This window comes from Sphingomonas sp. 22R3R2A-7 (assembly GCF_036856055.1).
Classification (GTDB): domain Bacteria; phylum Pseudomonadota; class Alphaproteobacteria; order Sphingomonadales; family Sphingomonadaceae; genus Sphingomonas.
In genome coordinates, this window is the sequence record NZ_JASPFR010000001.1 from 2,199,339 (window position 1) to 2,212,136 (window position 12,798).

The following is a 12,798-nucleotide window of genomic DNA, read 5'->3' on the forward strand; positions in this document are numbered from 1 at the left end:
TTCCTTCTCAGCTCAACGCAGGCCGTAAGGCGCCCAGGCCTTCACTGCTGCGGTATCGGCCTTGGACAGCAGCTTGGTGCCGCGGTTCTGACGGATGTACTTGCCGTTGTGATGCGCCAGACGGTGACGCTTGCCGGCGACGCCGTGCTTGAGCAGGCCGGTGGCGGTGAGCTTGAAGCGCTTCTTGACGCCGCTCTTGGTCTTCAGCTTGGGCATTTTTATCCTTTCGGTTACGAAGGAGGACGCTGAAATCGCCGCGGCAGCCCACACTGGCCGGGCGATTCGTCGAACGCGTTCCCTTCGAGGAAGCGGCGCGCATAGACGGGCGTGGCGCCATTGTCCACCATTTGGAACCGCAGCGCCCGCCATGCGATACGTTCTTTCATGGACCAAAGCGCGCCGCAGCCGATCGCCTCCCCTGCCCCGACCCAGGCGCGTCCGCGCCGGGTGCGGCGGATCGTCCGCAACGTCCTGATCGGGATCGTCGCGGTGATCGCGGCGATCTGGCTGGTGCTCTACATCACCAAGGGCCGCTTCCTGAAGCATCCGTTCGAGCGGATCGTCGGGTCGCTGACTCACCGCACGGTCAGCGTCCGCGGCGATTTCCAGCTCTATTTCGCGCCGTTCCGGATCAAGTTCTACGCGGAGCGCTTCACGCTCTCGAACCCCGACTGGGCGAGCCGCCCCAACCTGTTCCAGGCGGAGAAGCTGGACACGCGGATCGCGCCGCTGTCGCTGATCTTCGGCAAGCGGCGGCTCTACTGGCTCGATCTGGTCGACGGCGCGGTCGATCTGGAATGGAACGCCGCGCATAGCGCTAACACCTGGACGTTCAGCGACAAGAAGGGCGGCAAGCCGCTCGAATTTCCGCGGATCGACGTCGCGACGGTGACGGGCACGAGCGTGCGCTATCTCGATCCGCGGATGCGCGTGCTCGCCAATCTCGACGTCGCCGATATCCGGTCGGTCGACGCGACGATCGGTCGCGCGGTCGGACTGAAGGGCACCGGACGGCTGCGCGAGACGCCGTTCACGGTGACCGCGCAACTCCTGTCGCCCGACGCCACCGCCAACCGCGGGCAGAACAAGCTCGTCGCGCGGATGCGCGCGGCCGGGAATGTCATCGATGTCGCCGGCACGCTGCCCAGCATCGCCGATGTCGAGAACGTGCCGCTCGCGGTGACCGCACGTGGCGCCAACCTGTCGACGCTGCTCGGCGTCATCGACGTGGCGATCCCCAACACACGGACCTATCGCCTGCGCGGGCAGATGGTGAAGACCGGCGAGGAATACCGCTTCACGCGGATTACCGGCATCGCTGGCAAGACCGATCTGGCGGGCAAGCTGACCATCACCAATGGCGACCGTATCCATCTCGATTCGGTGCTGGCGACCAAAAGCCTCGACATCGTCGATGCCGCGCCGTTCATCGGCTATAATCCGGATATCGTCGAGACGAAGGGCGCGGTGGCCGCCGCCGCGGCGACGGGTGCGGGGACCGAGCGTCTGCTGCCCGATGCGAACTTCCCGATCGAGACGATGCGGATCTTCGACGCCGATCTGAAATGGACGATCGGCGTGGTCCGGTCGAAGAACATCCCGATCTCGAACGTCGACCTGACGCTCGACCTCGAGCGCGGGCGGCTCGCGCTGTCGCCGCTGACCTTCGCGATGGCGCGCGGCAACGTCGCCTCCGACGTGGTCTTCGACACGCGGTCGCGGCCAAGCGCGGTGTCCTACGACATCCGCCTTGCCCCGACGCCGCTGGGGCGGCTGCTCAAGGGCTATGGCTTGGCCGAGGCGGGGACGACGGGGACGATCAAGGGCCGGATCAAGCTCGATGGTCGCGGCGATTCGATCCATGATTCGCTGGCGTCGTCGCGCGGGCGTATCGCGTTCGTGATGCCGTCGGGCGCGCTGTCGGTGCGCAACGTCCAGCTCGCCGAGCTCGACATCGGCACATTTGCGCAGCGGATGTTCCAGGGCAAGCTCGACGAACCCGTGCAGGTCAATTGCGGGCTGATCGGCTTTACGGTGCGCAGCGGCGTCGCGGCGGCAGACCCGATCCTGATCGACACGCGCAAGAACGTGATCGTCGGCCGCGGCGGGTTCAGCTTCCGCAACGAGGCGGTCGACCTCGCCTTCCGCGCCGATCTCGAAGAAGTTCAGCCTGTTCGCCGGACAGTCGCCCGTGGGGTTCGGCGGCGTGTTCGCGGCGCCCAGGATGAGCGTCATCTCGAAGGACCTGCTCGCGCGGGTCGGCAGCGGGCTGGGACTCGCGCTGGTGGCGACGCCGGTGGCGGGGATCCTCGCCTTTGTCGATGTCGGCGATGCGAAGGCCACCGCGTGCGGCCCGGTGCTGGCGGGTGCTACCGCCAAGGCACAGCGGACGACCAAGGGCGAGGCGCGTGATGATGTCGGCCGGGGAACGACGGCCAAGGCCGAGGATGGCAAGACGTCGGAGGCCGAGAAGAAGGGACAGAAGAAGAAGTTTCTCGGGATCTTCTAAGGCGGCGGGTTTGGTCGCAGCCGCGCCGCTCACCTCACCTTACTGGCCCCCGTCACCCCGGCGAAAGCCGGGGCCCATGGTTTCGGCCAGCGCGGTTAGCGACCGTTCCGTGTCCGTGGGTCCCGGCTTTCGCCGGGATGACGGATATCAGACTGGGTACGAGGCCTGACGACCGTCGGCCGCCAAGACGGCCTCAGTGATCGTGGTCGCCATGGTCGTGCGCATCGCCCGCGATCCGGTGCATCGCCTCGAGCACATCATCCAGCCGCGCCGGGTCGCCGATCGCGAGCACATGGCCCTCGCTCGCGGCGGTCAGCGGGTCCCCGTTCCAGTCGCACATCATCCCGCCGGCGCCTTCGACGACCGGCACCAGCGCGGCGAAGTCGTAGAGCTGGAGACCGGATTCGCAGACGACGTCGAGATGACCGCTCGCCAGCAGACCGTAGTTATAGCAGTCGCCGCCATAGACGGGCCCCTGCCGCGGATTGCCGCCCGAGATCGCGGCGACCAGCGCGAGATAATGCGGGACATCGCCCTCGCCGAACAGATGCGGGCTGGTCGTGGCGATCGTCGATCCCGCGAGATCGCGACAGGCGCGCGTGCGTACCGGGACGCCGTTGAGCGTCGTCGGCCGCCCCGCGACGCCGACCCAGCGTTCGCGCTGGACCGGCTGGTCGATGATCCCGAGCACGGGCCAGCCATCCTCGACGAGCGCGATCAGCGTCCCGAAGATCGCACGGCCGACGGTGAAGCTGCGCGTGCCGTCGATCGGGTCGAGCACCCATTTACGGTTGGTGACACCGACCTTTTCGCCAAACTCCTCGCCGACGATGCCGTCGCCCGAGCGTTCGGCGTCGAGCAGCCGACGCATCGCCGATTCGGCCTCACGGTCCGCGCGCGTGACGGGGGACTGGTCGTCCTTGATCTCGACGCCGTGCTCATGGCGAAAATAGGGTCGGATGACGTGGCCCGCAGCATCCGCGAGGCGGTGCGCGAGGTCGATATCGGCTTGGGTTACTGGCATATTCCCTGCCTATCGGCGCACGCCGTCATGAGCAATGGACGAGGCGCACGGCGCGGCGTAGGTCATTGCGATCCAACCGGAGTATCGCCCATGCGCCTCGTCTCGACTCTCGCCGCCGTCGCTCTTCTCACTGCCGCACCGGCATTCGCGGCGCTGGCGCCCGGCGCCAAGGCTCCCGACTTCACCACCCGTGGCGCGATCGCGGGCAAGGTCTTCACCGTCCACCTGGCGGAACAGCTCAAAAAGGGCCCCGTCGTCCTCTATTTCTTCCCGGCGGCGTACACGGGCGGCTGCAACGCCGAGGCGCATGCCTTTGCCGAGGCGATCCCCGCCTTCACCAAGGCGGGTGCGACGGTGATCGGCATGTCGGCGGACAATGTCGAGACGCTCAGCAAGTTCTCGGCAGAAAAGTGCGCGGGCAAGTTCGCGGTCGCGAGCGCCGGGCCAAAGGTCGTCGCGGGCTATGACGTCGCGCTGGGGAAGCAAGTGCTGGGTCGCAACGTGACGAAGCGGACCAGCTATGTCATCGGCAAGGACGGACGCGTCGCCTTTGTCCACGACAACATGAATCCGACCGATCATGTCACGACGACGCTTGCCGCAGTCGAGAACCTTAACCGGCGATAACGCATTAATCGTCATCGCTTACTAACCTTTTCGGGTTTATCTTGAAGCCGAATCGGGGGCGATAACATGCGAGATGCGCAGGGCGCACGGGCGATGGCAGTGGAGGGATTGTTCGAGCGGATCGGACAGTTTCTCCGTGACCACCGACTAAGCCCCGAACCGGCGCATTACAGCTTTGCCTACAGCGTGCTCGCCGCGCCCGATGGTCCGCTCGCCGCCACGGTGGCGCGGCTGACCGAGGGCGGCGTGCGTCTGTTGCGCAAGGATATCGAAGCACTCGGCGGACAGGTCGTGATCCCCGTGTCGACCGGCGACGCCGATGTCCGCAACGGCGAGGCGGACCGGCTGGTCGCCGAGACGCAGGAGCAGGTCAACGACTTCGCCTCGATCATGCAGACGATCCATGCCGAGACCCGCGGGCTTGGCCACGAGCTCGCCGAGAGCGCCGCGGCGATCACGATAGCGCCCGGACTTGCGGAGATCGACCAGATCACGCGGATCACCAGCGCGATGATCGAGCGGATCCGCGAATCCGAAGTGCGGCTGGCGACCGCGACCGAGGAAACCAACCTGTTGCGCGCCAAGCTGGCCGAGGCGCGCGACACCGCCCGGCGCGACACGCTGACCGGGCTTCCCAACCGCCGCGCGTTCGACGAGGCGTTTGCCGCGCGCGACCTCGATGCCGGCCCCTATTGCCTAGCGGTCTGCGACGTCGACCGGTTCAAGCGCGTCAACGATGCGTTCGGTCACGGCGTCGGCGACCGCGTCCTGACGGTCATCGGGCAGACCATCGCGGAGGGATGCGGTGGGCATCTCGTCGTGCGGCACGGCGGCGAGGAATTCGCGGTGCTGATGCAGGGCGTCAGCCTGAGCGATGCCGCCGCGCTGCTCGATTCGGTTCGGGCGATGGTCGCGGCGAAGCGGTTCCGCAACCGCGAGACCGACCGGCCGCTGGGGCAGGTGACGTTCTCGGCAGGCGTGACCGCGATCCACGCGGACGAAACCGCGGAGGCGGCGTTCCTGCGTGCGGACCGGCTTCTGTACACCGCCAAGGGCGATGGTCGCGATCGGGTGTGCACCGCCTGATCGGGTGCGGCGTCAACCGCGCCGATAAATGGGATATCCGGCCGGTCGGCATGGCGTAAATTGCTGTCTGGCCAAGGCCGCACAAACAATATCGGCTCGTTTCAGTCACATGCTGAATTGGCACGCTGCATGCAATGCCCTGGATATCGACGCCGGATGGTCCGGACGCCGACATCACAGGGACCGCCATCATGACCTTCCTCTTTGCCTCCGCCCGTATCGAAGCCGCCAAGCGCATCGCCGTCTCGTTCGTCGGCGCGGTCGTCTTCGCCGCGATCGCCGTCAGCGCCGCCGCTCCGATCGTCCCGATCGCCTGAGCCACGCGCCGCCTTCACCCCATCCCGTATAGCTGGAGACACACCATGGCCCGCAGCCTGCTGATCGGCCTCGCCGCATTTTCAACGACTGTCCTGCTGATCACGACGCACAGCGCCGCGTTCATCTGACCCAGGGTATCGGCACGCGCCGATCCGGTCAGGCGAGCACGCCTGACGACACCGGTCCGACCGGCGCCTCCTCCTCGCGCGAATAGGTCCCGACCAGGACCCCCGCGGCGAGCACATGACCCTTTATCGCCTCGACAAAGGCGGATCGACCGGGTGACGTCCCCGGATCCCCGAGTGCGGAGTCGAGCGCGAAAAGCTGGAAGACATAGCGGTGGAGCCCGTGCCCGGTCGGCGGATCGGGCGGCAGCCACCCCTCGCGCAGATATGAGTTGCGGCCGACATCCCCGGGCATCGCAGCGTTGGCCTGGCCGGCGCCATCGGCGACGATCGCACCCTCGGCAAGACCGTTTGCGTCGGCAGCGATGTTCCACACGACCGCGTGGACGAGTGGCTGCGGCGTCGGCGCGTCGGCATCCTCGACGATCAGCGCAAATGCCGCGGTGCCCGCCGGGGCGGCACCCCAGACGAGCGGCGGCGAGACACCGTCACCGTCCGCGGTAAAGCGCTCGGGCAGGCGCGCGTCGCGCGCAAACGCCGGGCTCGACAGGTCGAGCGACGCAAGTTGCGCGTCCGCCATCGCACCAGCGGCGAGGTCGGGTCGCGCGATCACGACCGCATCGGCGCCCGCGCGCCACCCCTGCATTGCATGACCGAGCCATGCGGGAAGATGTTCAAGCATTGCTTATCCTTCCGACGGACAGGAACCGGGACGGAAGGTCGGTCCGCCATCGCCATACCAGCGGCTGCGATCGCCCATGCTGTCCGCATCGTGATAACAGGCCTCGGGTCGTCCGGCATCGGCATCGCCGGCCTGGCTCGCATCCGCGGCGACCGCGAACATCCAGTTGTGATCGCCGCAATTATGCTGCTCGCAGCCCCAGGCAGCAACGCGCGGCCCGCGCCGGAAGATCGGCGTCTCGGGACCGTCGCGGGTCCGGATCAGCGTGCGGACCTTGTCGTCGCCGACCGCGTCGATCAACGCGTTCGCGACCTCGGTCCGGTCGAAGAAATCGACCCCGCCAACCGCGTCGTGCGGATATTTGCCGACATAGGCGGTGATCGGCGTCGTCTGCGCCTGCCCTGCCATCGGCTTGGGCGCGCGCATCGCCGGCGGCGTGAAGTTTCCGACCGCATCGGCCTGCGCCCGGTCGTCGGCCTTGCCGCAGCCCGTGAGCGCGAACGCCGCGAGCGCGATGGGAACGAGCCTGGCCATCATATGCATCGCATCCCCGCCTTCATGACCTTCCTCAACGCGCCGGCGGGGTCGAGGTTGCGATCCCGGGCGATCCTCCGGTTGGCGCGCACGCCCGCGAATATGCGCGCGTGCGGCACCGTGACCGTGTAGCATGGCAGCACCGGGGCGCTCCGCTCCGTCAAAGGGGCAGCATCATGGCCAAGAGCCAGAAGAAGTCGAACAAGGAAGTGCGCAAGCCCAAGGCCGAAAAGGCGCCCAAGGCGAATGCTGCGAACCCGACGACCAAGGGCAAGCCCGTCGAGATGACGACGCTGAAATGAGCGGGTCCGAGACGACGGCCGGGACCAGCGCCGAGGACAGCTATGTCTATGACGAGGCGACCGGCGAGTGGGTGGCCGCAGGCGCCGGGGCGGACAACGAGGCTGGCGAGGATGGCGAGGATGGCGTCGTCGTGCGCGATTCTGGTCGGCAATGTCCTCGCGGACGGGGACCAGGTGACGCTGATCAAGGACCTGACCGTCAAGGGCGCAGGTCAAACGCTCAAGCGCGGAACGCTGATCAAGTCGATCCGGCTTACCGGTGACGCGCAGGAGATCGACTGCCGATACGAGGGTATCAAGGGGCTGGTGCTGCGCGCGGAGTTCGTGCGGAAGCGCTGACGCCGGCGATGCGAGGAGCATGAAGCGGGCGATTCGCGCGCGTCCGCGTCGCGCGCCCGACGCTGCGGCGGGTGCGAATCACAACGCCCCCGCCGCGCTCATCGATAGTCCACTCATGACCGCGGTGCTTCCACCTTTAACGATCCGACCATGACCAAGAACAACAGTCACTGGTCGATGGTGCGTGCGATGCCCCGAGGAGATCATGGCCAGCCCCGGGCGAAAGCGAGCGGTAGTTGCTGTGGGGCCGTACTAGTCGGACAATTCACGCACGGCATTCGCCTCGCGCCCGTGCCGACCGATTGCTTCGAGCCGCGCTGCTGCTCCTGCAAGCGTTGCGAGGACTATTTGTCGATCGCCGCCGGCTCCGACGGTTCGCCATATTCTTACAACACCCGAATAATAGTATTATCGCGCCTCCGATTATAAACGATTTTTTATTGTCGTCCGATTTGCTTCTTAACTTCACTTCCTGCCGCTACTATTAAGTTCGCAATGCTGCCCATTGAATTGATTGATTTTTTCAAACTCAACTAAGCCCCGAATACATGGCGGCTTCACAATAGAAATTTCGTTCGAAAATTTCGCGTAATTGCATATTTTTGTTTGATTTCTGGCCCTCCCTGTCCCATGTTGAGACAAAGCGAGCGATATGACCGCTGAGGAGAGTGCCATGAATGAGCTTCACCGCTCTGTGATACAACCGCCGTCGTACCACGATGCCCCGCAGGCCATGTTCGGGCTTGTCGTGGGCCTTTCCATCAGCATCGTCATTTGGATGCTGATCGCGTTGGCGTTGATGCTGGCCTATGCGTAACAGGTCTTGGCAAGACCCGTGTGATACATGCTGCCGATCTGCGCCGCCTCATTTCTGACAAGCGGCGCAAGTTCTTGGGCGGAGGCATGACTTTCAGACTGTATGCGCCGGCACTCGTCTGCAGGTTCCAGTAAAGCCGGTCAGGCCATGTCTTGGTCGCAAGCATGGCCGCTGATCTTTAGGCCGGACATAGGCTGGCGGATGTGGCGCCGTCCCCTCCATACCGTTTTCGTGTAATAACGATGCGATTGCCCACGGCGGCGTTGGAGCTGGCGATTTCGACCAGACGGTTGTGACATCATCTGTCACGACATGATGCCCACCGCACTGCATGGCCAAGCGCGGCGGACCCCGCGCTACGGTCATCATGGGTACCCGAAACACCGCGGCTGTTCGCAATGCGACGCTGCGGCAACATCGATGCTGGCAGTGACACTCGCGAGCAGATCCGCGATCGGCTGACCAAGGCTCGTGTCGGCGGCCGCCTGCCACGCGGAACCCGACTCACGCTGCCCCTGACGCCTGTCCGTATGAAGCGATTATCCACGCTCACGACGGAATTCAAACCGCGCGCGCCACCACCTCCGCCGCTCACGCATCATCCAAACGTGATGCGTTCGTCACGCGCACGATACCGCCCCGTAATGTCGTTGACTTTTGTAATAAAAGTGTCAGCTTCGTTAACCAAGATGGGGAGCGGAACACCGTGTGGGGGCCAGTCGGATTGTCCATGATGATAGCGTCGCCGCTGGCTGCCGCCGCACCTGACGCCGTGGACGCCGCACCGTCGTCGCAACGCGTGATGCCGTCCCCGCTATGGCGCGGTGCGGCGCGTATCGGCCTGATGTGCGACACGGGGATCGCGCCCGCGCTATGCGACGTCATCGCCGACGAAGCGCGGCGGCGCTCGCTTCTGCCGGTAACCCCCATCTCGCGGGACCACCGCGCGACCAAGGCGGACCGTGACACCGTCATCGTTGCCGTCGCGATCGAACAGCATCCGCAGGGCGAACACCTCGTCGTCGTCGTCCGCCGCGCCGTCGAGATCGACGACGCCGAGATCGCCCGCGCGGTACAGTGTCGTATGGCACGGCACGGCGCCGCCACGACCACAGATCGACGACGTGTTGCAGAAAAGCCTGCCTCATCATCGCAACGCCGGGAACAGACCAGAATAGGCAGTCCGGGCGCGCGTACATATCCGCCGACACAGGGTTAAAACAGGGAGAATAGCATGACGTTCGAAGCATCCGGATCAACGGCAGGGTTCAATGACGGCGGGACGTACAATGATGGCGGGCCCGTTCCCCTCGCCGCTTCGCTCGACCCCAATGCGGGCGGCACATCCAATGACAAGACGATCTGGACGCTCGATCAGATCAACGCGAACTTCAATCGGTCGGGATATGACTGGTACACCAACAACTATGGCGAACTGAACGACGGCGTCCTCAACTATGGCTTCTGGCTCAACCAGGAGGAGCTGGCGAACAGCTATTACACCAACGTCACGGGCACGGTCGCGCTCAACGAATATTTCGATTTCACCGCGTTCAACGCCGGTCAGACGGCGCTTGCCCAGCGGTCGATGACGTTGTGGGACGATCTGGTCGCGATTTCGTTCGAGCAGACCAAGTCGGGGTCGGCGGACATCACGTTCGGCAATACCGCGACCGGTGGCGCGCAGGCCTATGCCTATCTGCCGTTCGGCAGCACCGACGATGCGGAGATCCTCGCGGATTTCGGCTTCGAGGATTATGGCCGGCTCGGTGGCGACGTCTGGATCGACGGCGGCGTCGCGTCGAACTTCTCGCCGCTGACCGCAAGCTATTACGCACAGACGACGATGGTGCACGAGATCGGTCACGCGATCGGGCTCAGCCATCCCGGCGATTATAACGCGCTCGACGACAATGACGGCGACGGCGTGCCCGATCCGATCACCTATGCGAGCGATGCCTTCTACGCGCAGGATTCACGCCAATACAGCATCATGAGCTATTTCGATGCGTATGAGACGGGCGCGCAGCATATCGACTGGGCGCTGCTGAACTTCGCCTATGCGGCCACGCCGCTGGTCCATGACATCGCCGCCATCCAGAAGATCTATGGCGCCGACCAGACGACGCGGACCGGCAACACCGTCTATGGCTTCAACGCCACCGCGGACAACGCCGTCTATGACTTCTCCGCCAATACCCGGCCGATCGTCGCGATCTGGGATGCGGGCGGCACCGATACGCTCGACTTCTCCGGCTGGAACACCTCGTCGACCATCGACCTCAACCAGGGCGCCTTCTCGTCGGGTGGCGGTGTCGACGACTTCCTGACGCTCGAGCAGGTCAATGCCAATCGCGCGGCGCTCGGCTTCGCAGCGCGCTCGCAGGCCAGCTACGACTTCTACGAGGACCTCAAGACGCAGCTCGGGCTCAAGAGCGGGTTGTTCACCGACAACGTCTCGATCGCCTATGGCGCGGTCATCGAGAATGCGATCGGTGGCGGCGGCAACGACCGGATCATCGGCAACGAGGTCGCCAACGCCCTCACCGGTGGCGCCGGCCGTGACATCTTCGAACTGCGCTCGGGCGGGACGTCGGGCGCGGATCGGATCACCGACTGGTCGCGCGGCGATGTCCTCGCCACGACCAAGGCGATCAACGACGCCAATGGCGACGGGATCATCACCTGGAAGGGTGCGTCGCTCACGCTCGACGGCAGCGACGGCGACCGCGTCGAACTGGTCGGCGCGCAGGGCAGCAGCGGACTGCGGCTGATGGGCAGCATCGACGGCGTCTTCTACTATGAGGACGCGCGGGTCCGCCCGGTCGCGTCGAGCGGGCAGAAGGTGTATGAGAGCGGTTTCGGCAACGACGTCCTGCGCGGACGCACGACCGCAAGCGCGACCGACGTCTTCTTCTTCGACACCGCCAACCCGGTGTCGTCGCTCGGCAACGATACGGTGTCCTTCACGAAGAACGACATCTTCGTGACCACGACCAAGCTCGCCGATGCCAACAACGACAACAAGATCACGTTCGGCAAGAACGGCGTGCTCGATCTGGGCGGCGATCATGGCAGCGTCGCGCTGAGCGGCACCTCCGCGCTCGAATATGACGGCGTCGTCACGAACAACGGCACCGAATATTACGTCTACAGCAATGTCGGCTCGGCCGTCGGTGTCGGCGCGCTGCACTTCTGACGCTCGGGGAGCGGCTCCGGCCCTCCCCCACTCGCCCGCGGCACAGCCGGGTCGCGGGCGCACAGGGCACAAGAACGAAGCCGCTCAGTCAGGGCGGCTTCGTTTTTTTGCATGGCGTCGAGGCATGACGATGCGGGATCGTGCACTAAACCGGCGGCCGCGCGCTTTGCGGCATGCCGCCGGCGATGATCAGATCAGACCCGATACCGTCCGATCAGCGAGTCTCAAGCTCGATCGCGCGCGTGGCACGGGGGCTCAACGCGCGCCGACATAGTCCTTGTACCATGCCGCGAAGCGCGCGAGGCCCTCGGGAAGCTGCGTCTTGGCTTCGAACCCGCAAAGCGCCTTCAGCTTGGACACGTCGGCATAGGTCGCGGTGACGTCGCCCGGCTGCATCGGCTTCATGATCATGTTCGCCTTGCGGCCGATCGCCGACTCGAGCGAGGTGATCATTTCCATCAGCCCGACCGGCTGGCTGCCGCCGATGTTGAGGATACGGTGGCCGTGCCGCGCCGGCGGGTTGTCCAGCGCGCCGAGAATGCCGTCCACGATATCATCGATATAGGTGAAATCGCGCGCCATCTTGCCTTCGCCGAACACCTCGATCGTCTCGCCCGCGAGGATCTTCTGCGTGAACGAGAAATAGGCCATGTCGGGTCGCCCCCAGGGGCCGTACACGGTGAAGAACCGCAATCCGGTCTGCGGACCGCCATAAAGCTTCGTATAGGCCGCGCTCATCAGCTCGCAGGCGCGCTTCGTTGCCGCATAGAGCGAAACCGGCTCCATTGCGGGCTCGTCCTCGCTGAACCCCTGCCCGCCCATGAGACGATCGCCATAGACCGAGCTCGACGAGGCATAGACGAGATGCTCGAACCCCGGCGCGTGCCGACACGCTTCCATCACCGAAAGATGGCCCGCGAGGTTGGACCGCTCATACGCGAACGGGTTCTCGATGCTGTAGCGGACGCCCGCCTGCGCCGCGAGATGGACCACGCGGGTCACGCGTGCGTCGCGGACGATCGCCGCCACCGCATCGGCGTCGGCGATGTCGACCTGCTCGAACCGGAAGCCTTCACGCCCCTCGAACGTCGCGAGACGCGCATGCTTGAGCGCCGGGTCATAGTAATCGTTGACGATGTCGATCCCGATCACCTGCTCGCCGCGGTCGAGCAGACGGTGGGCCGTCGCGTGGCCGATGAAACCCGCCACGCCGGTGACCAGAACCGGTGCAGTCAT

Annotated in this window: 12 protein-coding genes and 2 pseudogenes; 9 read left to right on the forward strand and 5 right to left on the reverse strand. The window is 65.2% G+C overall.

The window, feature by feature from the left end:
* Positions 1-12 precede the first annotated feature (12 nt).
* A complete protein-coding gene (gene rpmI / locus QP165_RS10485; RefSeq protein ID WP_031395289.1) occupies positions 13-216 on the reverse strand; it encodes a 50S ribosomal protein L35 in 204 nt (67 codons plus the stop codon).
* A gap of 168 nt (positions 217-384) precedes the next feature.
* Here rpmI and QP165_RS10490 point away from each other — a divergent pair.
* A pseudogene (locus QP165_RS10490) lies at positions 385-2,509 on the forward strand (AsmA family protein).
* A gap of 193 nt (positions 2,510-2,702) precedes the next feature.
* Here the strand turns inward: QP165_RS10490 and QP165_RS10495 are convergent.
* The gene (locus QP165_RS10495; protein WP_333995589.1) at positions 2,703-3,533 is read right to left on the reverse strand and encodes an inositol monophosphatase family protein; all 831 of its coding nucleotides are present in this window, start codon (positions 3,531-3,533) and stop codon (positions 2,703-2,705) included.
* A 90-nt stretch (positions 3,534-3,623) separates the two neighbouring features.
* Here QP165_RS10495 and QP165_RS10500 point away from each other — a divergent pair, with 90 nt between their 5' ends.
* The 3 genes from QP165_RS10500 to QP165_RS10510 all read left to right on the forward strand — a co-directional run bounded on the left by QP165_RS10500 (position 3,624) and on the right by QP165_RS10510 (position 5,563).
* Positions 3,624-4,160, forward strand: coding sequence for a peroxiredoxin (locus QP165_RS10500; protein WP_056018044.1), 537 nt, complete (start codon positions 3,624-3,626; stop codon positions 4,158-4,160).
* A gap of 66 nt (positions 4,161-4,226) precedes the next feature.
* On the forward strand, positions 4,227-5,246 hold the full coding sequence (locus tag QP165_RS10505; protein WP_056018046.1) for a GGDEF domain-containing protein: 1,020 nt from the start codon (positions 4,227-4,229) through the stop codon (positions 5,244-5,246).
* Between the two features lie 191 nt (positions 5,247-5,437).
* Positions 5,438-5,563, forward strand: a complete 126-nt coding sequence (locus QP165_RS10510; protein ID WP_268795883.1) for a hypothetical protein — start codon at positions 5,438-5,440, stop codon at positions 5,561-5,563.
* Positions 5,564-5,720: 157 nt separating this feature from the next.
* Here the strand turns inward: QP165_RS10510 and QP165_RS10515 are convergent, their stop codons facing one another.
* Both QP165_RS10515 and QP165_RS10520 read right to left on the reverse strand, forming a co-directional pair.
* The gene (locus QP165_RS10515; protein WP_333995590.1) at positions 5,721-6,371 is read right to left on the reverse strand and encodes a YbhB/YbcL family Raf kinase inhibitor-like protein; all 651 of its coding nucleotides are present in this window, start codon (positions 6,369-6,371) and stop codon (positions 5,721-5,723) included.
* 3 nt (positions 6,372-6,374) lie between these two features.
* Positions 6,375-6,905, reverse strand: coding sequence for a hypothetical protein (locus QP165_RS10520; protein ID WP_333995591.1), 531 nt, complete (start codon positions 6,903-6,905; stop codon positions 6,375-6,377).
* 176 nt (positions 6,906-7,081) lie between these two features.
* Between QP165_RS10520 and QP165_RS10525 the strand changes: the two genes are divergently transcribed.
* The 5 genes and pseudogenes from QP165_RS10525 (at position 7,082) to QP165_RS10545 (ending at position 11,562) form a co-directional block, all read left to right on the forward strand.
* Entirely contained in the window at positions 7,082-7,207 is a 126-nt protein-coding gene (locus QP165_RS10525) for a hypothetical protein (protein ID WP_268795884.1), read from the forward strand.
* Positions 7,204-7,546, forward strand: a pseudogene (locus tag QP165_RS10530) (alkylphosphonate utilization protein). Before QP165_RS10525 ends, QP165_RS10530 begins: the two are co-directional and overlap by 4 nt.
* A gap of 673 nt (positions 7,547-8,219) precedes the next feature.
* The gene (locus tag QP165_RS10535; protein ID WP_333995592.1) at positions 8,220-8,363 is read left to right on the forward strand and encodes a hypothetical protein; all 144 of its coding nucleotides are present in this window, start codon (positions 8,220-8,222) and stop codon (positions 8,361-8,363) included.
* A gap of 772 nt (positions 8,364-9,135) precedes the next feature.
* Complete coding sequence (locus QP165_RS10540; protein WP_333995594.1) at positions 9,136-9,582, forward strand: hypothetical protein; 447 nt, start codon at positions 9,136-9,138, stop codon at positions 9,580-9,582.
* 15 nt (positions 9,583-9,597) lie between these two features.
* Positions 9,598-11,562, forward strand: coding sequence for a M10 family metallopeptidase C-terminal domain-containing protein (locus tag QP165_RS10545; RefSeq protein WP_333995596.1), 1,965 nt, complete (start codon positions 9,598-9,600; stop codon positions 11,560-11,562).
* 255 nt (positions 11,563-11,817) lie between these two features.
* On the opposite strand, the gene QP165_RS10550 is transcribed toward QP165_RS10545, so the two are convergent.
* On the reverse strand, positions 11,818-12,798 hold the full coding sequence (locus QP165_RS10550; protein ID WP_333995597.1) for an SDR family NAD(P)-dependent oxidoreductase: 981 nt from the start codon (positions 12,796-12,798) through the stop codon (positions 11,818-11,820).

What these genes read in the sequence shown, in the direction of transcription:
- QP165_RS10520 (WP_333995591.1), bottom strand. Translation starts at nt 6,905, where the DNA reads ATGGCCAGGCTCGTTCCCATCGCGCTCGCGGCGTTCGCGCTCACGGGC.
- QP165_RS10535 (WP_333995592.1), top strand. Translation starts at nt 8,220, where the DNA reads ATGAATGAGCTTCACCGCTCTGTGATACAACCGCCGTCGTACCACGAT.
- QP165_RS10515 (WP_333995590.1), bottom strand. Translation starts at nt 6,371, where the DNA reads ATGCTTGAACATCTTCCCGCATGGCTCGGTCATGCAATGCAGGGGTGG.
- QP165_RS10495 (WP_333995589.1), bottom strand. Translation starts at nt 3,533, where the DNA reads ATGCCAGTAACCCAAGCCGATATCGACCTCGCGCACCGCCTCGCGGAT.
- QP165_RS10525 (WP_268795884.1), top strand. Translation starts at nt 7,082, where the DNA reads ATGGCCAAGAGCCAGAAGAAGTCGAACAAGGAAGTGCGCAAGCCCAAG.
- QP165_RS10500 (WP_056018044.1), top strand. Translation starts at nt 3,624, where the DNA reads ATGCGCCTCGTCTCGACTCTCGCCGCCGTCGCTCTTCTCACTGCCGCA.
- QP165_RS10505 (WP_056018046.1), top strand. Translation starts at nt 4,227, where the DNA reads ATGCGAGATGCGCAGGGCGCACGGGCGATGGCAGTGGAGGGATTGTTC.
- QP165_RS10545 (WP_333995596.1), top strand. Translation starts at nt 9,598, where the DNA reads ATGACGTTCGAAGCATCCGGATCAACGGCAGGGTTCAATGACGGCGGG.
- rpmI (WP_031395289.1), bottom strand. Translation starts at nt 216, where the DNA reads ATGCCCAAGCTGAAGACCAAGAGCGGCGTCAAGAAGCGCTTCAAGCTC.
- QP165_RS10510 (WP_268795883.1), top strand. Translation starts at nt 5,438, where the DNA reads ATGACCTTCCTCTTTGCCTCCGCCCGTATCGAAGCCGCCAAGCGCATC.
- QP165_RS10550 (WP_333995597.1), bottom strand. Translation starts at nt 12,798, where the DNA reads ATGACTGCACCGGTTCTGGTCACCGGCGTGGCGGGTTTCATCGGCCAC.